Annotated in this window: 19 protein-coding genes and 1 other annotated feature; of the genes, 14 read left to right on the top strand and 5 right to left on the bottom strand. The window is 39.6% G+C overall.

The window, feature by feature from the left end:
* Positions 1-54: 54 nt before the first annotated feature.
* The gene (locus tag HMPREF3129_RS11040; RefSeq protein ID WP_036920015.1) at positions 55-480 is read right to left on the bottom strand and encodes a secondary thiamine-phosphate synthase enzyme YjbQ; all 426 of its coding nucleotides are present in this window, start codon (positions 478-480) and stop codon (positions 55-57) included.
* Between the two features lie 236 nt (positions 481-716).
* Here HMPREF3129_RS11040 and ybjG point away from each other — a divergent pair, with 236 nt between their 5' ends.
* From ybjG to HMPREF3129_RS11020, 4 genes are all read left to right on the top strand, one after another.
* A complete protein-coding gene (gene ybjG, locus HMPREF3129_RS11035) occupies positions 717-1,328 on the top strand; it encodes an undecaprenyl-diphosphate phosphatase (RefSeq protein WP_004247606.1) in 612 nt (203 codons plus the stop codon).
* Positions 1,329-2,257: 929 nt separating this feature from the next.
* Positions 2,258-3,586, top strand: coding sequence for an HAAAP family serine/threonine permease (locus HMPREF3129_RS11030; RefSeq protein WP_004244537.1), 1,329 nt, complete (start codon positions 2,258-2,260; stop codon positions 3,584-3,586).
* Between the two features lie 114 nt (positions 3,587-3,700).
* Positions 3,701-5,065 (top strand): L-serine ammonia-lyase, encoded by a 1,365-nt coding sequence (locus HMPREF3129_RS11025; RefSeq protein WP_004244536.1) that lies wholly within the window; start codon positions 3,701-3,703, stop codon positions 5,063-5,065.
* Positions 5,066-5,412: 347 nt separating this feature from the next.
* The gene (locus HMPREF3129_RS11020) at positions 5,413-7,083 is read left to right on the top strand and encodes a formate--tetrahydrofolate ligase (RefSeq protein WP_036920014.1); all 1,671 of its coding nucleotides are present in this window, start codon (positions 5,413-5,415) and stop codon (positions 7,081-7,083) included.
* 89 nt (positions 7,084-7,172) lie between these two features.
* On the opposite strand, the gene HMPREF3129_RS11015 is transcribed toward HMPREF3129_RS11020, so the two are convergent.
* Positions 7,173-8,375 carry a serine hydrolase gene (locus tag HMPREF3129_RS11015; RefSeq protein ID WP_004247605.1) on the bottom strand — a complete coding sequence of 401 codons (1,203 nt, stop codon included), beginning with the start codon at positions 8,373-8,375 and terminating at the stop codon, positions 7,173-7,175.
* A 157-nt stretch (positions 8,376-8,532) separates the two neighbouring features.
* Between HMPREF3129_RS11015 and HMPREF3129_RS11010 the strand changes: the two genes are divergently transcribed.
* Positions 8,533-9,153, top strand: coding sequence for a glutathione S-transferase family protein (locus HMPREF3129_RS11010; protein WP_036920012.1), 621 nt, complete (start codon positions 8,533-8,535; stop codon positions 9,151-9,153).
* On the opposite strand, the gene HMPREF3129_RS11005 is transcribed toward HMPREF3129_RS11010, so the two are convergent.
* Positions 9,150-9,971, bottom strand: a complete 822-nt coding sequence (locus HMPREF3129_RS11005) for an SDR family oxidoreductase (protein ID WP_004247604.1) — start codon at positions 9,969-9,971, stop codon at positions 9,150-9,152. The two genes, HMPREF3129_RS11010 and HMPREF3129_RS11005, sit on opposite strands and share 4 nt — an antisense overlap.
* Before the next feature lie 329 nt (positions 9,972-10,300).
* Positions 10,301-10,432: a sequence feature (His leader region), on the top strand.
* Positions 10,433-10,476: 44 nt separating this feature from the next.
* Between HMPREF3129_RS11005 and hisG the strand changes: the two genes are divergently transcribed.
* Genes hisG through hisIE form a run of 8 tightly spaced genes read left to right on the top strand, consistent with a single transcriptional unit; the run spans position 10,477 to position 17,606 of the window.
* Positions 10,477-11,376: an ATP phosphoribosyltransferase gene (hisG, locus tag HMPREF3129_RS11000; protein ID WP_070487033.1), complete on the top strand. Its 900-nt coding sequence runs from the start codon at positions 10,477-10,479 to the stop codon at positions 11,374-11,376.
* A 6-nt stretch (positions 11,377-11,382) separates the two neighbouring features.
* Positions 11,383-12,699: a histidinol dehydrogenase gene (gene hisD, locus HMPREF3129_RS10995; protein ID WP_017628449.1), complete on the top strand. Its 1,317-nt coding sequence runs from the start codon at positions 11,383-11,385 to the stop codon at positions 12,697-12,699.
* Between the two features lie 2 nt (positions 12,700-12,701).
* Positions 12,702-13,784: a histidinol-phosphate transaminase gene (hisC, locus tag HMPREF3129_RS10990; RefSeq protein ID WP_036920010.1), complete on the top strand. Its 1,083-nt coding sequence runs from the start codon at positions 12,702-12,704 to the stop codon at positions 13,782-13,784.
* Between the two features lie 48 nt (positions 13,785-13,832).
* Positions 13,833-14,900 carry a bifunctional histidinol-phosphatase/imidazoleglycerol-phosphate dehydratase HisB gene (gene hisB / locus HMPREF3129_RS10985; RefSeq protein WP_004252073.1) on the top strand — a complete coding sequence of 356 codons (1,068 nt, stop codon included), beginning with the start codon at positions 13,833-13,835 and terminating at the stop codon, positions 14,898-14,900.
* Positions 14,900-15,490: an imidazole glycerol phosphate synthase subunit HisH gene (hisH, locus tag HMPREF3129_RS10980; RefSeq protein ID WP_004244525.1), complete on the top strand. Its 591-nt coding sequence runs from the start codon at positions 14,900-14,902 to the stop codon at positions 15,488-15,490. The genes hisB and hisH overlap by 1 nt, the downstream gene beginning before the upstream one ends.
* A 6-nt stretch (positions 15,491-15,496) precedes the next feature.
* Positions 15,497-16,234, top strand: coding sequence for a 1-(5-phosphoribosyl)-5-[(5-phosphoribosylamino)methylideneamino]imidazole-4-carboxamide isomerase (gene hisA, locus HMPREF3129_RS10975; RefSeq protein ID WP_036920009.1), 738 nt, complete (start codon positions 15,497-15,499; stop codon positions 16,232-16,234).
* Positions 16,216-16,989 carry an imidazole glycerol phosphate synthase subunit HisF gene (gene hisF, locus HMPREF3129_RS10970; protein WP_004244523.1) on the top strand — a complete coding sequence of 258 codons (774 nt, stop codon included), beginning with the start codon at positions 16,216-16,218 and terminating at the stop codon, positions 16,987-16,989. The genes hisA and hisF overlap by 19 nt, the downstream gene beginning before the upstream one ends.
* Positions 16,989-17,606, top strand: coding sequence for a bifunctional phosphoribosyl-AMP cyclohydrolase/phosphoribosyl-ATP diphosphatase HisIE (hisIE, locus tag HMPREF3129_RS10965; RefSeq protein WP_012367689.1), 618 nt, complete (start codon positions 16,989-16,991; stop codon positions 17,604-17,606). Before hisF ends, hisIE begins: the two co-directional genes overlap by 1 nt.
* A gap of 142 nt (positions 17,607-17,748) precedes the next feature.
* Here hisIE and yiaY read toward each other — a convergent pair whose 3' ends face one another.
* On the bottom strand, positions 17,749-18,900 hold the full coding sequence (yiaY, locus tag HMPREF3129_RS10960; protein ID WP_036920008.1) for an L-threonine dehydrogenase: 1,152 nt from the start codon (positions 18,898-18,900) through the stop codon (positions 17,749-17,751).
* 313 nt (positions 18,901-19,213) lie between these two features.
* Here yiaY and HMPREF3129_RS10955 point away from each other — a divergent pair, with 313 nt between their 5' ends.
* The gene (locus HMPREF3129_RS10955; RefSeq protein ID WP_036920007.1) at positions 19,214-19,720 is read left to right on the top strand and encodes a YbaK/prolyl-tRNA synthetase associated domain-containing protein; all 507 of its coding nucleotides are present in this window, start codon (positions 19,214-19,216) and stop codon (positions 19,718-19,720) included.
* A gap of 119 nt (positions 19,721-19,839) precedes the next feature.
* Here the strand turns inward: HMPREF3129_RS10955 and gndA are convergent, their stop codons facing one another.
* Positions 19,840-21,246 carry an NADP-dependent phosphogluconate dehydrogenase gene (gndA, locus tag HMPREF3129_RS10950; protein WP_004244519.1) on the bottom strand — a complete coding sequence of 469 codons (1,407 nt, stop codon included), beginning with the start codon at positions 21,244-21,246 and terminating at the stop codon, positions 19,840-19,842.
* Positions 21,247-21,443 lie beyond the last annotated feature (197 nt).

Below are 21,443 nucleotides of genomic sequence, written 5' to 3'. Positions count from 1 at the left end.
ATAGTTTCAACCCCTTTTGGTGAAATAACTGTCGGGTTTTTTATTGCCTAAAATTCAGTAACACTCTCCTTGTAATGTCACCACAATACGTCGACGCCCACCGTGATCTCTATGTTCACCTAAATAAATCCCCTGCCATGTACCTAAATTTAATTCCCCTTGGCAAATAGGCACCGACACACTCTGACCAAGTAAACTACTTTTAAGATGGGCTGGCATATCATCACTGCCTTCATAAGTGTGAAGATAATAAGCTTCATGCTCTTTCATACAGCGATTAAAGAAACTTTCAAAATCACTGCGTACAGTCGGATCGGCGTTTTCATTAATGGTTAATGACGCAGAAGTATGTTGAATAAAAAAATGAGCAATACCTATTTTGTATTGTCTGAGTTCGGGTAATTCTTGCAACAGTGCCTGTGTGATTAAATGAAATCCTCTCGGTTTTGCTTGAAGTAAAATCTCTTTTTGAAACCACATTGATTAATACCTTTAAACATATGGGTGATAGATAAAAAAGTGCAATTACTCAAGGGTAAAGTGTTTTTTTAGTTAATTCAGTCAGTCAGCGAAAAAAACTGACAATTCTTGAAAAAAAGCACAATTAAATAAGAAAATTACTCTTTACCCTGCGCACAGCCTCATTTAACCTTGTGGGATTGACTGATTATGTACCATAAACATTGCCTATCAGCACGATATATATGGAGCTTACTTTGCTGGAACAACTCAATTTAGCCGTATTTTCATTGATGAATGCAACCCCTTCGGCCTCCCCTTTAGAGATTAATGTCGCGATCTTTATTGCTAAATACTTGGTTTACTTGTTCCCTCTGTCTTTAGCTTTCTATTGGCTATGGGGAAATGAAAAGCATATTGATCAGCAAAGGACTTTAGCTTGTAAGGCTGGGGTCGCTCTGATTATTGCCCTCTCTATCTCTTGGTTTATCGGTATGATAGCTCCCCATGATCGCCCTTTTGCAGCCAATATCGGTTATAACTTCCTTGATCATGAAGCAACGCCTTCCTTCCCTAGTAATCATGGTACTTTCGTGTTTACTATCGCACTGGCTTATCTTTTTTGGCATAACAGTAAACGCATTGGCATGCTGATGCTTATTTTAGGTCTTGCGATTGCTTGGGCTCGTATTTATCTTGGCGTCCATTGGCCAATAGATATGGTTGGTGCATTTATTGTTGCTCTCCTCTCTTGTGCATTAAGCCAAATACTTTGGTCACAAGGCGGGAAAAAGTTACAAAAAGCTATCCACCAGCTCTATCAACTCTGCTTTGCATATCCTATTCGCAAAGGTTGGACAAAAGCTTAATCCTATTAGGATAAGAAACAACCGCAAAAGGCCACAGTATTAATGTGGTCTTTTTTATTGTCTTTTTCTGCTATTTAATATAAATAAATAAAGATTTTATATATTAATATATGAATAAAAATATTCTCTATTATTATATTTTTTGTCCAAAAAATAATTTCGTTGTTATTTTAATCAAAATGAAGTTTTTATATTCACTAGAAATAAAATATTTTATGATTTTATTAACAGGAATATTGTACCAAATATAAACAATATTTCTGTTATTGATAAAATAATGAGATAACTATTTTATCAAACAGTAGAAGACCATTAATAAATAATCATATTTTTTTATTTCTATAGGCTTTTAAGTGATTTTTTAGCCAAGTCACAAAATTTATTTTTTATATATAAATCAACATATTATAAAGTTAAAATAATGTTTTAAATGTAAATAAAAATAACCTCATTGATTTAAATCATCTATTTTATAAAAAATAGAAAGCAGGAAAAATAATCATTAACATATGAATATTTCTATATTTAATTTTATTCTAAAAAATAAACAATTTTGGAAAACCATTTCAAAATGTTTATAAACAGCACACAAAAAGCACAAAGTATAAAAAATGTTACATTTAGCGATTTTTTAGTTATATTTAGCATTTGAGATGGTGATCACGGTAGTTTATCCTGAAAAACACTATATTCTGCCCATCTAAAGTCTAGATATAAACTTATTGAATATTTTTTCAAATTTTAGAAGATTTTTATTCTTTTAAAATCTAGCTTTTTTAGTATGTGGTAATTGAAGATATTGAGATAACACCAGGCACTCAATGCGCTCATTTATTCATAATAAAATTTATGCAGTGATTGCTTTGTAAAAAGGCAATGACTCACTTTATTTTTCATTATTTTTTTACCGCGTTATTTCGGAGAGTATTATGGATACAACCAAAGCTGGTTCTATCGCACAGGGTAATACCCAAAGTGATTACAAAACATGGCGTAAGTCAGACACAGTATGGATGCTCGGTTTGTATGGTACAGCTATCGGTGCTGGCGTTCTGTTTTTACCTATCAATGCCGGGATTGGTGGCTTAATTCCTCTGTTGATTATGTTAGTACTTGCTTTTCCTATGACCTTTTTTGCACACCGTGGTATGTGTCGCTTTGTGCTATCAGGTAAAAATCCAGGTGAAGATATTACTGAAGTGGTTGAAGAACACTTTGGTAAAACAGCAGGTGTATTAATCACTCTGCTCTATTTCTTTGCTATTTATCCTATCTTGTTGGTTTACAGTGTCGCTATCACTAATACGGTAGAAAGCTTTATTGTTCACCAAATGCATATGACAGCACCACCTCGTGCGATTTTATCACTGGTACTGATTGTCGGTATTATGTGTATCATTCGCTTTGGTGAACAAGCTATTGTTAAAGCAATGAGTGTCTTAGTATTCCCATTCGTTGCCATCTTGATGGTACTTGCTTTATACCTCATTCCTGAATGGAATGGTGCCATTCTTGATACGCTCTCTTTTGATCACGCCTCAACTTCAGGTATGAGCCAAGGCTTGTTAGTAACCTTATGGTTAGCTATCCCTGTGATGGTGTTCTCTTTTAACCACTCACCAATCATCTCTGCTTTTGCTGTGGCAAAACGCGAAGAGTACGGTGACAATGCAGAGAAAAAATGTTCACGCATCTTAGCTTATGCTCATATTATGATGGTGATCACTGTTATGTTCTTCGTGTTTAGCTGCGTATTTAGCTTAACACCAGAAAATTTAGCTGAAGCAAAAGAGCAAAACATCAGTATTCTGTCTTATCTTGCTAACCACTTTGAAGCACCCGTTATCGCTTACATTGCACCTTTCATTGCCTTTGTTGCGATTACTAAATCTTTCTTAGGTCACTATTTAGGGGCTCGTGAAGGTTTCAATGGCTTAATTATCAAAGGGATGCGCGGAATTGGTAAGAATGTCGAAAAAGATCGTTTAAACAAAATCACAGCTCTGTTTATGTTGGTTACAACGTGGATCGTTGCAACATTAAACCCAAGTATCCTTGGTATGATTGAAACACTGGGTGGCCCAATCATCGCAATGTTACTGTTCTTAATGCCTATGTATGCTATCCGTAAAGTACCAGCGATGAAAAAATATCAAGGCCATATTAGCAACGTATTTGTTGTTATCATGGGTCTGATTGCAATCTCAGCGGTTTTCTACACCTTAGGTAATACTTTCATTAATTATTTCTTTAACTAATAAGTTTATCGATGGCTACTTTCTAAAATGAAAGTAGCCATATCGCTACAGTCTACAAAACAGTTTTCATTCTAATAACACACAGTGCGCCTTTAAATTAGGGAGGCGAATATTATGGTTAGCGTTTTTGATATTTTTAAAATCGGTATTGGACCTTCAAGCTCACACACGGTAGGCCCAATGAAAGCAGGTAAAGAATTTGTCGATTTACTTGCTGAGAAAAACCTTCTCTCCTCTGTTTCCCGCGTAGTCGTTGATGTGTATGGCTCTTTATCTCTAACAGGTAAAGGTCACGCAACAGATATCGCGATTATTATGGGATTAGCCGGTAATTTACCTGATACGGTTGATATTGACGCTATCGCACCTTTTATTAAACAAGTCGAAAATACCGGACGTTTGATGTTAGCTAATGGTGCTCAAGAGGTTGATTTCCCCGCGGTTGGAGGCATGAATTTTCATAAAAGTAATTTACCTCTTCATGAAAATGGTATGACTATCAGCGCCTATAATGGCGAACAACTTCTGTTGAAAAAAACCTATTACTCCATTGGTGGCGGCTTTATTGTTGATGAAGAGCATTTTGGTCAGCCCGAAGAGAATAAAGTTGAAGTACCTTATCCTTATCAATATGCTGCTGATTTGCGACGTCACTGTAAGGAAACCGGCCTCTCTCTTTCTGCACTGGTGATGCAAAATGAACTTGCATTACGCAGTAAAGAAGAGATCTCAGCCCATTTTGCTGCCGTTTGGGAGGTAATGAAATCAGGTATCGAGCGCGGTGTTAATACCGAAGGCTTATTACCGGGACCATTACGTGTTCCTCGTCGCGCGTCTGCATTACGTCGTATGTTAGTGACTGAAGATAAAACCACCACCGATCCTATGACAGTGGTTGATTGGATCAATATGTTTGCATTAGCCGTAAACGAAGAAAATGCCGCCGGTGGACGTGTTGTAACAGCACCCACTAATGGCGCATGCGGTATTATTCCTGCCGTACTCTCCTATTACGATAAATTTATTCGCCCAGTCAACGAAAACTCTTATACACGCTTTTTCTTAGTAGCCGGTGTTATTGGGTCGCTGTACAAAATGAATGCCTCTATTTCCGGTGCTGAAGTGGGTTGTCAAGGTGAAGTCGGTGTAGCCTGCTCAATGGCTGCAGGGGCTTTAACTGAACTGCTAGGGGGTAGTCCTGAGCAAGTCTGTATTGCGGCTGAAATCGCAATGGAGCATAACTTAGGTCTTACTTGTGATCCGGTTGCAGGACAAGTACAGGTGCCTTGTATCGAGCGTAATGCTATTGCTGCCGTACAAGCGGTAAACTCAGCACGGATGGCGCTTCGTCGTGTCAGTGATCCACGTATCTGTTTAGATAAAGTCATCGAGACCATGTATGAAACAGGTAAAGATATTAATTCTAAATATCGTGAAACATCACAAGGTGGCTTAGCCATTAAAGTCTCTTGCGATTAATTTAACACTTTGACATGATTGTTACCCATAAACCAATGCCAGCTTTTGCTGGCATTATTTATTTTTGCTCCCCCGTCCTATATCTCTTCAATCACTTCATAATAATTTTATATTTTTTATTACAATGGCAGTATCATGTGACACCGAGCATATCTTCTAAAGTCCAATATCTATAAACCTATAAATCTATTGGTCATATTTATATTATTAGCTAAAGTTGATTAATTAGAGGGTTATTCGCTCAATAAGTAGCAACAGAGCGATATATTTTTTCTTGATCTGTTGAATCGATAGCATTGATGCATTATCACTCATGTAGCTCTACACGGGATAAAAAGAGAACCAAAATGAAATCAGATATTGAAATTTCCCATCAAGCACCGCTTTTACCCATCCAAGATATTGCTAAAAAAATAAATGTAGACCAAGACGATATTGAATTTTATGGCAAATACAAAGCCAAGTTTAGCCAGAGTATTTGGTCAAAAGTCACCTCAAAAAAACAGGGTAAATTGGTGCTTGTCACTTCCATTAATCCCACGCCAGCAGGTGAAGGTAAAACCACCGTTACGGTAGGATTAGGACAAGCCCTTAATCAATTAGGCAAAAGTGCCATTATTGCATTACGCGAACCCTCCTTAGGCCCTTGTTTTGGTCTAAAAGGAGGAGCGGCTGGCGGTGGATATTCACAAGTTGTACCGATGGAAGATCTCAATCTTCATTTTACCGGTGATTTTCATGCTATCACCTCTGCAAATAATTTATTAGCAGCGATGTTAGATAACTCGCTTTATCAAGGTAATCCCCTTAACATTAATCCTAAAAAGATTATTTTTAAGCGCTGTATGGATATGAATGATCGCGCACTACGTCATTTAGTGATTGGATTAGGTGGCGACAAAGATGGGGTGGTTAGAGAAGATAGCTTTGTTATCACCGTTGCTAGCGAAATTATGTCTATCCTTTGTTTAGCAAAAGATATTAATGATTTAAAACAGCGCTTAGCACGTATCATCGTTGCATATAACTATGAAGGCGAGCCTGTTAGTGCTGAAGATCTCAACGCTGTCGGCGCTATGGCAACCTTACTTAAAGATGCCCTTAATCCTAATTTAGTACAAACGTTAGAAAATACCCCCGCGATTATTCATGGTGGCCCTTTTGCCAACATTGCCCATGGCTGTAATAGCCTAAGAGCGACTAAACTTGCTCTTCAACTGGCTGATATCACCGTAACAGAAGCGGGATTTGGTGCTGATCTAGGTGCGGAAAAATTCTTTGATATCAAATGTCGCATAGGCGACTTACAACCAGACTGCGCTGTTTTAGTCGTTACCACTAAGGCATTAAAATATAACGGTGGCTTAGGCAAAACGCAGTGGGATCACGAAAATCTCACCGCTTTGGCAACGGGGATCGAAAATCTAGGTAAGCATATTGAAAATCTGAAAAAATATGGTGTTCCAGTTATTGTTACAGTAAATGCTTATGTGACAGACTCTGCTAAAGAGCATGAATTTATCGCCCAATATTGTCAGCAAAGAGGATGTCGTTTTGCCATTAGTCAAGTATGGGAGAAAGGTGGCGCGGGTGGTATTGAATTAGCCAATCAGGTTATTGATACACTAGAAAATGATGCACCACAGTTTCAATTACTCTACCCTGATAATATGCCTTTAAAGCAAAAGATAGAGACCATTGCTCAAGAAATTTATGGTGCAAAAGGGGTGACTTACAATGCTAACGCCCAAGAGATGCTAACAAAAATCGAGGATATGGGCTTTGGCCATTTCCCTATTTGTATGGCAAAAACGCAATATTCTCTATCAGATGATCCCACATTACTTGGTCGCCCGACTGATTTTACCATTAATATCCGGGAAATGTATGTCAGTGCTGGTGCAGGCTTTGTTGTTGCATTAACGGGTACAATAAATACGATGCCAGGATTACCTAAAAAACCGGCAGCAATGGCGATGGACGTTGATGATCATGGGGCAATAAAAGGACTGTTCTAAGGCACTTAAAACCTGCTCAATAAAGAATGCCAGTTAATACTGGCATTCTTATTTTAAATGGGTGAGTTTTTCAGTAATTATGAACTTAATTAACCAAAAAGCGCATTAAACCAACCAGAGACTGTTTTAACCACAAAGTCCCAGATACGACTAAAGAAACCCCCTTCTTCAACCGCTTCTTTTACCACTAATGGGCGCTGCTCAATCACTTCATCGTTTAGTAAGAAATTCACTGTTCCTACTACTTGATTTTGTGTTAATGGTGCTTCTAATTCGGGGTTAGTCAATGTAAAAGAGGCTTTTAAGTTCTTTAGCTCTCCTTTAGGAATGGTGATTGATGCATCTTTAGCAACACCTAAAGCCACTTCACCTTTATCGCCATACCATACTTTTTGCGTAGTCAGGGGCACGTTCTCTTTTACAGGTGTCACGGTTTCAAAAAAGCGGAAACCCCAGCCGAGTAATCTTTCACTTTCAGCAAAACGCACTTTATCTGATGGCGCCCCTAAAACCACTGCAATCAGACGCATATTTCCTTCGGTTGCCGAAGAGACAAGGTTATAGCCAGCCCCATTGGTATGCCCGGTTTTTACACCGTCGACATTCATATTTTTATTCCACAATAGACGGTTACGATTTGGCTGGCGAATATTGTTGAAGGTAAATTCTTTTTCTTTATGAATATCATATTCTGAAGGTACATCGCGGATCATGGCAGCTGTTAATAACGCCATATCTTGTGCTGTGGTGTACTGCCCTTCAGAATCTAGACCATGTACTGTTTTAAAGTGAGTGTTTTTTAAACCTAAATTCGCGGCATAGGTATTCATAAGATCAACAAAGGTTTCTTGGCTACCGGCAACATGTTCTGCCAACGCAATACTGGCATCATTACCAGATTGGATCACCATACCTCGATTTAAATCGATCACTTTAACTCGATCGCCTGGTTTTAAAAACATCAAGGATGAGCCCTTTAAAACAGGATTACCCGTCGCCCAAGCATTGCGCCCAACAATAACAATATCATCGGGCGACATACGTCCCTCTTTTATCGCTTGTCCTACCACATAACTACTCATTATTTTGGTTAGACTGGCAGGATCTAGGCGCTCTTCAGGCTTCTCTGAAGCAAGTATTTTTCCACTGTTATAATCCATTAATACGTAAGATTTAGCCTCAATTTGAGGCGGCACAGGATTATTCACCGCAAAAGTAGGACTAGAAATAATTAGCAGTAAACCCATTCCCGCGGTAACCTTAGCCAATACGGATGGAAGATTTGTTTTCATTACCGATCACCCTTTTATATCAATTTGTTAAAGCTTTCCTACTATAGGGCTTTATGGAATAAGACGCCAACATTGATAGATAAAGATTTATCTTATATTCATATTTAACGCCCTACAGAGGGAATTTTTGTTACTTATCGTGGTTTAGGAGACCTTTATGTTAAAAGTCTGGGGTAGAAAAAACTCATCGAACGTTAAAAAAGTCCTGTGGTGTTTAAAAGAGCTTCAAGCTCCTTACGAACAAATTGATGTCGGAGGCCCTTTTGGTGGACTTCATGAGGCCAACTATTTAGCACTCAATCCCAATGCATCTATTCCTACCTTACAAGATGATGATTTTGCCTTATGGGAGTCAAATACCATAATTCGTTATTTATGTACCAAATATGAAAATTATCATCTCTACCCAACCGATGTAAAGCAACGCGCAAACGTTGAAAAATGGATGGATTGGTCAAATGGTAGCCTTTTTTCTCCAATCCAACAAATGATGATAAATCTTGTTCGCACACCAAAAGAGCAGCAAGATCCACAGCTTGTACAGAGCCTAAAAGCGAAATTAAACCAACTGATCAAAATTGCCGATGATCAACTGGCTAAAACAGCTTATTTTGCCGGTGACTATTTTTCATTAGCTGATATCGCTATTGCTCCTTTGGTATACCCATGGCTAGAGGTTTGCCAAGAAGGTGCAGATTATCCACATCTACAACGCTGGTTTGCACAATTAAGTGAAAATCAGATCTTCCGTGATGTCGTTTTACTGCCGGTAAATTAACTCATTGGCATTTTGTCGGGATCAGGATAGTGATAATGAAATCCGAGATCTCGGCAAATCTCCTGACCGTCGATCTCTCGTGCTGGCGGTTTATCTTCTAGAGCAAATTCAGGGGGAGTAAGATCTAACTGTGCAGCAGCACGGCTGTAAAAATCTTTCTTTTTAGGATGAATAGGGGCGCATAAATTATATAAACGGCCTCCTTCATTTTGAGCAAGCAATTGCTCTATCGCAAAAATAACATCGTCTAAATGCACTAAATTGACACTCTGATGTGCACCTTTGACCTGTTTTTTACCGGATAAAAAGCGTCCTGCATGACGACCAGGCCCAACTAACCCCGCCAAACGTAAAATATCGACGGTCGTAAGTGGTAAGCGATGTAACCAATTTTCAACTTCCGCTATCATCTTAGCGGATTGCGTTTCTGGCCTAATATCAACTTCTTCTGTAATAACACCACTTTGATTGCCATATACTGAAGTAGAGCTAATATAAATCACTCTTGTCACATGCCGAGACATGGCGCTATCCACTAATGTTTGTATCCCTTCAACATAATCATATCCTCCCCCCGCCGCACTGGGAGGTAATGTAATAATCAGTACGTCAGTTTCCATTAAGTAATCAAAATCATCTCTATCACACTCAATAGCCGGTGTTAAATTCATTAGACAACAATCAACACCACTCATTCGTGCTGCTTCTACACCATCTTCTGTGGTTTTTGTTCCTTTTACTTGATACCCCGCTTCACGCAAGGCATTGGCAAGTGGTAATCCTAACCAACCTAATCCGACTATCGTGATCCGTTTCATTTTCTACCCCTACTTTCATGGCTTATTTAAATTATGTAACAAAACTTAATTTTATCCATTACTGATAAAAACTGCTTAAGCGTTATATATATTTAGCCTGCTTTAATATACTGGCGCACTTACTCGGTTAAGTAAAGAAAAGAAATATTAAAATTCTCTAAAAAACATAAGGTTACAATTTATTTAAATTATTATTAAAAAATAGGTTGCTTTTTACTTTATAAATCAGGTAGGTTGAAAGGCAGACAAATTCTAAATACTGGTTAATTATTTATAACGGGTATTTTTATTCGCTAGGAAAACATTATGTATAGCATTCAATTAAACCACCATCATCACCATCATCCTGACTAGTCTTTCAGGCGATGAGTGCTGGAAGACGTTTAGGTAACGCTTCCGGTGGTCTGAGTGCAGACAATAAAATAAAAACCCCGGAAGGCAACTTCCGGGGTTTTTTTATAGCTAAATTTCATAACAAGAATACGGACAAAGATAGGGTAACATTATGTTAGATAAAGCAAGATTACGAATTGCCATGCAAAAATCAGGTCGTTTAAGTGATGATTCACGAGCACTTTTAGCGCGTTGTGGCATTAAAATAAACTTAAACCAACAACGCCTTATCGCTTATGCGGAAAATATGCCTATCGATATTTTACGTGTCAGAGATGATGATATCCCCGGTTTAGTGATGGACGGAGTGGTTGATTTAGGCATTATTGGTGAAAATGTATTAGAAGAAGAATTACTAAAACGCCGAGCACAAGGAGAAAATCCAAGTTATATCACACTGCGTCGTCTTGACTTTGGTGCTTGCCGTTTATCTCTTGCTGCACCGGTTGATTTTGATTATCAAGGGGTTGAATGCCTCAATAATACCCGTATTGCCACCTCTTACCCTAATCTATTAAAACGTTATTTAGACCAAAAAGGGATCACCTTTAAATCTTGCTTATTAAATGGCTCCGTGGAAGTCGCCCCTGGAGCCGGTCTGGCCGATTCTATTTGTGATTTAGTTTCTACTGGCGCCACATTAGAAGCCAATGGATTAAAAGAAGTAGAAGTTATTTATCGTTCTAAAGCTTGTTTAATTCAACGTGACGGTGAAATGGACGCAACAAAACAAGCCCTTATCGATCGCTTAATGACGCGTATTCAAGGAGTTATTCAAGCGCGCGAATCAAAATACATTATGTTACACGCGCCAAGTGATTGCCTTGAAGATGTTATCGCCCTATTACCGGGTGCTGAGCGCCCGACCATCCTTCCTTTAGCGGGTGATCAAAATCGAGTAGCAATGCACATGGTCAGCAGTGAAACCCTCTTTTGGGAAACGATGGAAAAACTAAAAGCATTAGGGGCAAGTTCAATTCTTGTTTTACCAATAGAAAAAATGATGGAATAAGGTGAGATGATGAAAACGGCGTTTAATACATTAAATTTCTGGGATAAATGCACCCAACAGCAACAACAACAGCTACTCACTCGCCCAGCGATATCCGCATCAGCGTCTATTACAGAGCAAGTTGCTACGATTATTTCTCAGGTACGCAACGATGGGGATAAAGCCCTTAAGGCACTGAGTCAAAAATATGATAAAGCGGCTCCCGATAGCGTATTGGTGACAAAAACACAGATTGACGCGGCTTGTGCAAGGCTCAATAACGAAATCAAACAAGCAATAGCGCAAGCCATGAGCAATATACGCCGTTTTCATGAAGCGCAAATTCCTAAAACCATTGAGGTAGAAACGCAACCTGGTGTATTTTGCCAACAAGTCAGTCGCCCTATTGATGCAGTAGGACTTTATATTCCCGGAGGATCAGCGCCTTTACTCTCAACAGTGATGATGTTGGGGCTACCGGCCCGTATTGCCGGTTGTCGCAAAATAATTTTATGCTCTCCGCCACCGATTGCTGATGAAATTTTGTATATTGCGCAACAAATTGGTATTGATGAAATATTCCAAGTCGGTGGTGCTCAAGCCATTGCTGCGATGGCTTTTGGTACAGAGTCTATCCCAAAGGTAGATAAAATTTTCGGCCCGGGAAATGCCTATGTGACAGAAGCAAAACGCCAAGTCAGCCAATCGCTACAAGGTGCAGCTATTGATATGCCAGCCGGCCCTTCGGAAGTATTAGTGATTGCTGATGCCGATGCTGATCCTGCCTTTATTGCCGCTGATTTACTATCACAAGCAGAGCACGGCCCTGACTCACAAGTGGTGCTATTAACCCCAGATGAAGCCCTTGCCAAAGCGGTCATTAGCGAGACGCAAGCCCAATTAACACAATTAACTCGCGCAGAAATAGCACAACAAGCCTTAGCCGAAAGTCGTGTCATTATCACCCGTGATCTCAACCAATGTATTGAAATCAGTAATCGCTATGGGCCTGAACACTTAATTATTCAGACTAATGATGCAGACTCACTTGTTGATAGCATTACTAGCGCCGGCTCAGTGTTCTTAGGGGCTTGGTCTCCTGAATCGGCGGGAGATTACGCTTCTGGCACCAATCACGTACTACCTACATACGGTTATACCGCCACCTATTCGAGTTTAGGCTTAGCCGATTTTATGAAACGTATGACCGTACAAAAACTGACTGCTCAAGGTTTGGCTGATTTAGCCAATACCATTGAAATATTAGCGCAAGCAGAGCAATTAACTGCACATAAAAATGCCGTCACACTTCGCGTTAACGCCTTGGCTCAAGGAGATAACTAGCCATGAACACGCCCTTTGATATTACCCTATTAGCCAGAAAAAATGTTCGCCAGTTAACCCCTTATCAATCAGCGAGACGTTTAGGTGGAAATGGCTCGGTTTGGTTAAATGCCAATGAATACCCTACCGCTCCTGACTTTACGTTTAATGAAAAAAATTTAAACCGCTACCCTGAGTGTCAGCCTGTTAACGTAATTAATCGCTATGCAGCATATGCAGGCGTCCAACCTGAGCAAGTGTTAGTTAGCCGAGGTGCCGATGAAGCGATAGAACTACTGATCCGTGCTTTTTGTGAGCCCGGTAAAGATGCTGTTCTCTATTGTCCACCCACTTATGGTATGTACAGCGTCAGTGCGGAAACCTTTGGTGTAGAACAGCGTGTTGTCCCTGCTCTTGCTGATTGGGAGCCTGATGTCAAAGCCATTGCATCACAACTTGATAATGTAAAACTTATCTACCTATGCAGTCCCAATAACCCAACGGGCAATATCGTTGAGCCTTCACTGATCCGCGAAGTATTAGCATTAGCAAAAGATAAAGCCATTGTGGCTATTGACGAAGCTTATATTGAGTTTTGTCCTCAAGCATCACTAGTCACTTGGTTAAAAGAGTATCCGAATTTAGTCATTTTGCGAACGCTCTCTAAAGCTTTTGCATTAGCGGGGCTGCGTTGTGGCTTTGCACTTGCCAATTCACCTGTTATTGAATTATTACTTAAGGTGATCGCCCCTTACCCACTTTCTACCCCAGTTGCTGATATTGCGGCACAAGCATTAACTGACCAAGGTATAGAAGCGATGAAACAACGGGTAACGGAAATTGTACACAATAGAGCATATTTAGCAGATGCACTAAAAAATTTACCCAATGTTGAACAGGTTTATTGTAGTGAAACCAACTATATTTTAGTGAAATTCACTGATGCTGATTGTGTTTTCCGCAGTTTATGGGAGCAAGGGATTATTTTACGCGATCAACAGCGTCAATATGGGCTGGCAGGTTGTTTACGCATCTCTATCGGTACGCGTCAAGAGTGTGATAGCGTGATAACCGCTATAAAAAATAGACAAACGGCAAACGTATAAACATCACTAATGATAACAATAAAAAATCACCACTGAGGGATCTCAACCATGAGCCAGAAAATTCTTTTTATCGATCGTGATGGTACTTTGATCACTGAGCCACCAACCGATCACCAAGTTGATAGTCTCAATAAGCTTGCCTTTGAAAATGGCGTTATTCCCGCATTACTCAACTTACAACAGGCGGGCTATAAGCTTATTATGATCACCAATCAAGATGGGCTTGGTACAGACAGTTTTCCACAAGCGGACTTTGAACCCCCTCATAATCTCATGATGCAGGTTTTTTCTTCACAAGGTATTGTTTTTGATGAAGTATTAATCTGCCCTCATAAACCTGAAGACAACTGTCCTTGTCGTAAACCTGAAACAGGGTTAGTCACCCAATATCTGGTTGAAAGTGCTCTTGATAAAACCAATAGCTATGTGATTGGTGATAGACAAACCGATCTACAATTAGCTGAAAATATGGGGATCAACGGATTACGCTATAACGCCAATGAATTAAGCTGGTCAGCTATCAGTGAATTACTGACGAAAAAAGATCGCTACTCCCACGTTGAACGTAAAACCAAAGAGACACAAATTGCCATTGATATCTGGCTTGATCGTGAAGGCGAGAGCCAAATTAGCACTGGAGTTGGTTTTTTTGATCATATGCTAGATCAAATTGCCACCCACGGTGGCTTTCGTATGAATATCAATGTACAAGGGGATTTAGTCATTGACGATCACCACACCGTTGAAGATACAGGCCTTGCACTCGGCGAAGCACTGCGAGAAGCATTAGGTAATAAACGCGGCATTGCACGTTTTGGTTTTACTTTGCCTATGGATGAGTGCCTAGCAAGTTGTGCGCTAGATATTTCTGGACGCCCTCACCTTGAATATAAAGCAGAATTTAAATATCAGCGCGTTGGTGATTTAAGCACAGAGATGATTGAGCACTTTTTCCGCTCTCTCTCTTACACTATGGGCTGCACTCTACACTTAAAATCAAAAGGCAAAAACGATCACCACAAAGCAGAAAGTCTGTTTAAAGTATTTGGTCGTACCTTACGCCAAGCTATTCGTGTTGAAGGAAATACCTTACCCAGTTCAAAAGGTGTGCTGTGATGAAAGTCGTCATTCTTGATACAGGTTGTGCTAATTTAGCCTCGGTTGCATACGCCGTACAAAGGCTAGGTTACGATCCGATTATTTCTTATGAAAAAAATATCGTGTTATCTGCTGATAAACTGTTTCTACCCGGGGTGGGAACAGCTAGTGCCGCTATGGAACAACTAAAAGCCCGTGAACTTATCCCTTTAATTAAAGCGTTAACCCAACCCGTATTAGGCATTTGCTTAGGAATGCAAATTTTGGCCTCTCTGAGTGAAGAAGGTCACAATATCCCTCTATTAGGATTAGTTGACGGTAATATCAATAAACTTGATACCAAAGGATTACCCTTACCGCATATGGGTTGGGATCAGGTATTAGCAAAACCCGCTCACCCTCTATTTCGCAATATTGACAGCGACGCTTGGTTCTATTTTGTTCACAGTTATGGTTTAGGGCTCAATGACTCAACCATAGCCGAAACAGAATATGGTTCACGCTTTAGCAGTGCCATTCAGAAAGATAATTTCTATGGGGTGCAATTTCACCCTGAACGCTCAGGAAAAGCGGGTGCTCAACTGATTAAGAATTTTTTGGAGATGTAACGCATTATGATTATTCCGGCATTAGATTTAATTGATGGCAAAGTCGTTCGTCTTCATCAAGGTGATTATAATAAACAACGTGATTATGATGATGATCCGATCCGTCGCTATCAACAGTATCAACAAGACGGAGCAAAATTATTGCATCTCGTCGACCTAACTGGTGCGAAAGATCCACTTGCACGGCAGATCCCACTATTAAAACAGCTAGTTGCCTGTGTTAACGTTCCTGTGCAAGTTGGTGGTGGTATTCGTAGCGAAGAAGATGTGAAGTCGCTATTAGCCACAGGAGCAAGTCGAGTGGTGATTGGCTCTACAGCGGTGAGCCAGCCCGAATTAGTCAAAACATGGTTTGAGCGTTATGGTGCCGATGCGATTGTACTCGCCCTTGATGTTCGTATCGACGAACAAGGTAAAAAATGGGTGGCGGTAAGTGGCTGGCAAGAAAACTCCCCCTATACACTAGAAGAGATCATCGCACTTTATCAACCTGTAGGATTAAAGCATGTATTGTGTACTGATATTTCTCGTGATGGCACCTTAGCCGGTTCTAACGTCGAACTGTATAAAGAAATTAGCCAGCGTTTCCCTGATATTTTATTCCAAGCTTCAGGCGGTATTGGCGATTTACAGGATATTGCAGCACTTCCTGGATCGGGTGTTGCGGGCATTATTGTTGGCAGAGCACTATTAGAAGGCAAATTCACATTACAAGAGGCGATATCATGTTGGCAAAACGCATAATTCCTTGTCTTGATGTTCGTGATGGACAGGTTGTTAAAGGTGTGCAATTTCGTAACCATGAAATTATTGGTGATATTGTTCCCTTAGCAGAACGCTACGCGAAAGAAGGTGCCGACGAGCTGGTCTTTTATGATATAACCGCCTCTTCTGATGGCCGAGTGGTCGATAAAAGTTGGGTATCGCGGGTAGCCGAAGTGATTGATATTCCATTTTGTGTTGCGGGTGGCATTCGCTCAGTAGAAGATGCCGGGAAAATTCTCTCTTTTGGGGCAGATAAAATCTCAATTAATTCCCCTGCACTTTCTGATCCAACACTGATTTCTCGCCTTGCCGATCGCTACGGTGTGCAGTGTGTAGTTGTGGGAATTGATACATGGTTTGATGAAAAAACTGGGGAATATCTCGTTTATCAATTTACGGGTGATGAAAAACGCACACAACAAACGCCATGGAAAACGCTCGATTGGGTACAAGAAGTACAGCAACGGGGGGCGGGAGAAATAGTGTTAAACATGATGAACCAAGATGGTGTAAGACAAGGCTATGATTTAAAACAACTCGCACTGGTACGCCAAGTCACTCAGGTTCCCATGATAGCTTCTGGCGGTGCAGGTGAAATGTCACACTTTCTGGATGCATTTAAATTAGCCAATGTTGACGGTGCCCTTGCCGCTTCCGTATTCCATAAGCAGATCATTAATATCAACGAATTGAAACAGTATCTCGCAGAAAATGGCGTTAAGGTAAGAATATAATGAATAATACAAAACTCGCCCAATTAGATTGGCAAAAAGTCGATAACCTAATGCCTGTCATTATCCAGAATGCTATTTCTGGTGATGTCTTAATGCTTGGTTATATGGATAAAGCTGCATTAGAAATGACACTAAACAGTGGCAAGGTCACTTTCTATTCACGAACTAAACAACGTTTATGGACAAAAGGTGAAACATCAGGCAATTTCCTTAAATTGGTGGATATTTATCCTGATTGTGATAACGATACTTTACTTATTTTAGCTCACCCAATCGGGCCTACTTGTCATAATGGGACTGAAAGTTGTTTTGCTCCAGCTCAAAGCCAATGGGGATTTCTTTATGAGCTTGAGAACTTACTGCGCGAGCGTAAAAGCGCCTCACCAGATAGCTCTTATACAGCACAACTTTATGCCAGTGGAACCAAACGTATCGCACAAAAAGTCGGAGAGGAAGGTGTTGAAACTGCTTTAGCTGCAACTGTTAATGATCGTGAAGAGTTAAAAAATGAAGCTTCTGATTTGCTCTATCATTTAATGGTGCTATTACAAGACCAATCGCTATCTCTATCTGATGTGATTGATTGCTTACAAAAGCGTCATAAAAAAGCGCAATAAAATAAGTATCAGTCATTAAACTACATGACCACTTAATACTTAATAATATAAAAAACACCTCAAATACAACATTGATATTTGAGGTGTTAATTTTTTGCTTAAACAAGATGTTAACTTATATTAACCCTCTTATTTTTAGCGATTACATTGCTTGGCGGAATATCTCGATAACATCACTTTCACTACCTTGAACAGGGTTAGTGATGGCACATGCATCTTTTAATGCATTTTCAGCTAATGTTTTAAAATCTTCTTCTTTCACGCCTAACTCTTTCAGGCCAGCTGGAATACCGACATCTTTGGCGATTTTGCGGATCTCATCAATACAAGCTTGCGCACCCTGCTCATCATTCATTGCCGAAACATCAACACCCATAGCTTGCGCTATATCTTTTAAACGACCTGCTGCAGCTTGGATATTATAAGCTTGAACATGAGGCAGTAATACTGCATTACATACACCATGAGGTAAGTTATAAAAACCACCTAATTGGTGAGCCATAGCATGCACATAACCTAAAGAAGCATTATTAAATGCCATACCCGCTAAAAATTGTGCATAAGCCATATTTTCACGTGCTGCTGTATCACCCCCGTTTTCAACGACTTTACGTAAAGACTCACTGATCATCGTCACTGCTTTTAACGCACATGCATCAGTAATAGGATTAGCGGCAGTAGAGACATAAGCTTCAACAGCATGGGTTAACGCATCCATACCCGTCGCTGCGGTTAAACCTTTTGGCATGCCAATCATTAACTCTGAATCATTTACAGATAAGATTGGTGTTACATTTTTATCAACAATAGCCATTTTAATATGACGCGCAGTATCCGTGATGATACAAAAACGTGTCATTTCAGAAGCAGTACCAGCGGTTGTATTAATTGCAATCAGTGGTAATTGCGGATGCTCAGAGCGATCAACCCCTTCATAATCGGCAATTTTACCACCATTGGCAGCGACTAATGCGATACCTTTAGCACAGTCATGAGGAGAGCCACCACCTAAAGAGATAACACAGTCACATTGATGCTCTTTTAATAAGGCTAACCCCGCTTCAACATTTTCAACGGTAGGGTTTGGCGCTGTACCATCATAAGTAACGCTAGCAATACCTGATTTCGCCAGTAATTCACTCACTTTATTTACAACACCTAATTGATTTAAAACACTATCAGTAACAATCAGTGCTTTATGAAAGCCAAAGTCTTTCATTGAGTTTATCGCGTCTGCAAGACAACCTGCGCCTAATTTGTTTACTGAAGGGATATAAAATGTTGAACTGGCCATTATTGACTTCCTTTTAGTAATTTAATCTACGTTTTAATATGTTCTATTCTTTTTATTCTTAAATTGATCATTATCAATATAATGAATAAATATTAATTTTTTTATAATATTAGAGCTCTAAAATAATATAGATAATCTAATTATCCTATTAATTCAATAGGATAATACTATTAACATATTATCATTTGTAACAAAATAATTTGATAGGCTTATCAAAATAATAAATACCAAAGAAACATATCACCGCAGAAAAATTTTTTTAAAGTCGTATAATGACCGAATAAAAATACATGCTTAATCTTAGGAGTCATTGATGTCTTTGACTATTTTCGAGCAATTAACCACATTACTCAATAACCACCACGCCCGTTATCGCGTCATGGAACACCCGACCGCGGGTCGTTCTGAGGAAGTTGCTAAAATAAGAGGTACACAATTAGGGCAAGGGGCAAAAGGTCTAGTTTGTCATGTAAAAGGCAATGGTATTAAACAACATGTACTGGCCATTTTACCTGCTGATAAACAAGCTGATCTATCAAAACTCGCTATCGCTATTGGTGGGACAAGAGCCTCTCTTGCAAGCCCGAAAGAAGTTGATGAACTAACGCAATGTGTATTTGGCGCGATCCCACCTTTTAGTTTTCATCCAGCACTAAAACTGGTTGCTGATCCGCTATTATTTGAACGTTTTGATGAATTAGCCTTTAATGCTGGAACATTAGAACGCTCGATTATTTTAAATACACAAGATTATCAGCGGATTGCTCAGCCCGAGTTAATTCATTTTATTCGCCAAGATGATCAAGAGCATAATGATTAATAAAAGTACTATAAAATGCAGTTAAAAAGTATTTTTTAACTATAACTTTTTAATTACAAATAGTAAAAAGGTGCTGAAATTCAGCACCCCTAACACTTATAACTCACTGTTTTTAAAACTTACTCCATCCACTCAGTATGGAATACGCCTTCTTTATCAGTACGTTTATAAGTATGCGCACCAAAATAGTCACGTTGTGCTTGAATTAAGTTTGCTGGTAACACTTGCGCACGGTAGCTATCGTAATAAGAGATAGCCGCAGAGAATGTTGGCGTAGGAATACCTGCTTGAACACCATAACAAACAACATCACGCAATGCTTGTTGATACTCATCAGCGATATTTTTAAAGTAAGGTGCTAATAATAAATTAGCAATATTCGCATCGTCATTATAGGCATCAGTGATTTTTTGTAAGAATTGAGCACGAATGATACAACCTGCACGGAAAATTTTCGCAATTTCACCGTAATTTAGATCCCAGTTATATTCATCTGATGCAGCTTTCAATTGTTGGAAGCCTTGCGCATAAGAGACAATTTTACCTAAATATAGTGCACGACGAACATTCTCGATAAAGGCTTTTTTATCACCAGTAAATGCTTTTGGTGCTGGGCCTGATAATACTTTAGATGCCGCCACACGTTGATCTTTCAGTGAAGAAATATAACGTGCAAAAACAGATTCTGTAATCAACGTAACAGGAACACCTAAGTCTAAAGAGCTTTGGCTAGTCCATTTACCGGTGCCTTTATTTGCCGCTTCATCAAGAATAACATCAACAAGGTAGTTACCTTCTTCATCTTTCTTACGGAAAATATCAGCAGTAATTTCAATAAGGTAGCTACTTAATTCGCCTTTATTCCACTCGGTAAAAGTGTCAGCTAACTCTTCGTTAGTTAAACCTAGTGAGTGTTTTAATACTGAATAAGCTTCTGCTATCAGTTGCATATCACCATATTCGATACCATTGTGTACCATTTTCACATAGTGGCCTGCACCATCTGCACCAATATAAGTGACACAAGGCTCGCCATCTGCCACCGCGGCAATTTTCTCAAGAATAGGAGCAACTAACTCATAGGCTTCTTTTTGACCACCAGGCATAATAGAAGGTCCTTTTAATGCCCCTTCTTCACCACCAGAAACACCCGTACCAATAAAGTTAAAACCTTGAGCCGATAGCTCACGATTACGACGAATAGTATCTTTAAAGAAAGTATTTCCGCCATCAATAAGGATATCGCCCTTATCTAAATGTGGTGTCAGGGCTGCGATGGTTTTATCTGTTGCTTCACCCGCTTTAACCATTAACAAAATACGACGCGGTTTTTCTAATGAATCAACAAATTCCTCAATAGAGTAATTCGGAACCAGTTTTTTACCTGGATTTTCAGCGATCACTTCATTGGTTTTATCGCTCGAGCGGTTGTAGATAGATACAGTGTAACCACGGCTTTCAATGTTTAGCGCAAGGTTACGTCCCATCACTGCCATACCAACCACGCCGATTTGCTGTTTTGACATGAAATAACTCCCGTCTGAATATAAACCTGCCAGTCTCAATGTACTGACAATTTGTTAACCTGATCACATAGTAACTCACTCTCTCATTTGGTGGTAGTTATTGATGCAATCGATATCGCATTCCTTATGGTTGACATCCTCCACGCCCTAAAGGATGTGGGTTCCTACTGCGTTCAGACTGATGTCTGAATCACCTC

This window comes from Proteus sp. HMSC14B05, from assembly GCF_001808035.1.
GTDB lineage: Bacteria > Pseudomonadota > Gammaproteobacteria > Enterobacterales > Enterobacteriaceae > Proteus > Proteus mirabilis.
This window is presented reverse-complemented; position numbering and strand designations above follow the sequence as displayed.

Bases quoted from the DNA above. Each gene is read 5' to 3' on its own strand.
- HMPREF3129_RS10955 (WP_036920007.1), top strand. From the start codon at position 19,214: ATGTCTTTGACTATTTTCGAGCAATTAACCACATTACTCAATAACCAC.
- HMPREF3129_RS11030 (WP_004244537.1), top strand. From the start codon at position 2,258: ATGGATACAACCAAAGCTGGTTCTATCGCACAGGGTAATACCCAAAGT.
- HMPREF3129_RS11020 (WP_036920014.1), top strand. From the start codon at position 5,413: ATGAAATCAGATATTGAAATTTCCCATCAAGCACCGCTTTTACCCATC.
- hisF (WP_004244523.1), top strand. From the start codon at position 16,216: ATGTTGGCAAAACGCATAATTCCTTGTCTTGATGTTCGTGATGGACAG.
- hisC (WP_036920010.1), top strand. From the start codon at position 12,702: ATGAACACGCCCTTTGATATTACCCTATTAGCCAGAAAAAATGTTCGC.
- hisH (WP_004244525.1), top strand. From the start codon at position 14,900: ATGAAAGTCGTCATTCTTGATACAGGTTGTGCTAATTTAGCCTCGGTT.
- hisA (WP_036920009.1), top strand. From the start codon at position 15,497: ATGATTATTCCGGCATTAGATTTAATTGATGGCAAAGTCGTTCGTCTT.
- HMPREF3129_RS11040 (WP_036920015.1), bottom strand. From the start codon at position 480: ATGTGGTTTCAAAAAGAGATTTTACTTCAAGCAAAACCGAGAGGATTT.
- HMPREF3129_RS11015 (WP_004247605.1), bottom strand. From the start codon at position 8,375: ATGAAAACAAATCTTCCATCCGTATTGGCTAAGGTTACCGCGGGAATG.
- HMPREF3129_RS11005 (WP_004247604.1), bottom strand. From the start codon at position 9,971: ATGAAACGGATCACGATAGTCGGATTAGGTTGGTTAGGATTACCACTT.
- gndA (WP_004244519.1), bottom strand. From the start codon at position 21,246: ATGTCAAAACAGCAAATCGGCGTGGTTGGTATGGCAGTGATGGGACGT.
- hisG (WP_070487033.1), top strand. From the start codon at position 10,477: ATGTTAGATAAAGCAAGATTACGAATTGCCATGCAAAAATCAGGTCGT.
- HMPREF3129_RS11010 (WP_036920012.1), top strand. From the start codon at position 8,533: ATGTTAAAAGTCTGGGGTAGAAAAAACTCATCGAACGTTAAAAAAGTC.
- HMPREF3129_RS11025 (WP_004244536.1), top strand. From the start codon at position 3,701: ATGGTTAGCGTTTTTGATATTTTTAAAATCGGTATTGGACCTTCAAGC.
- hisB (WP_004252073.1), top strand. From the start codon at position 13,833: ATGAGCCAGAAAATTCTTTTTATCGATCGTGATGGTACTTTGATCACT.
- hisD (WP_017628449.1), top strand. From the start codon at position 11,383: ATGATGAAAACGGCGTTTAATACATTAAATTTCTGGGATAAATGCACC.
- hisIE (WP_012367689.1), top strand. From the start codon at position 16,989: ATGAATAATACAAAACTCGCCCAATTAGATTGGCAAAAAGTCGATAAC.
- yiaY (WP_036920008.1), bottom strand. From the start codon at position 18,900: ATGGCCAGTTCAACATTTTATATCCCTTCAGTAAACAAATTAGGCGCA.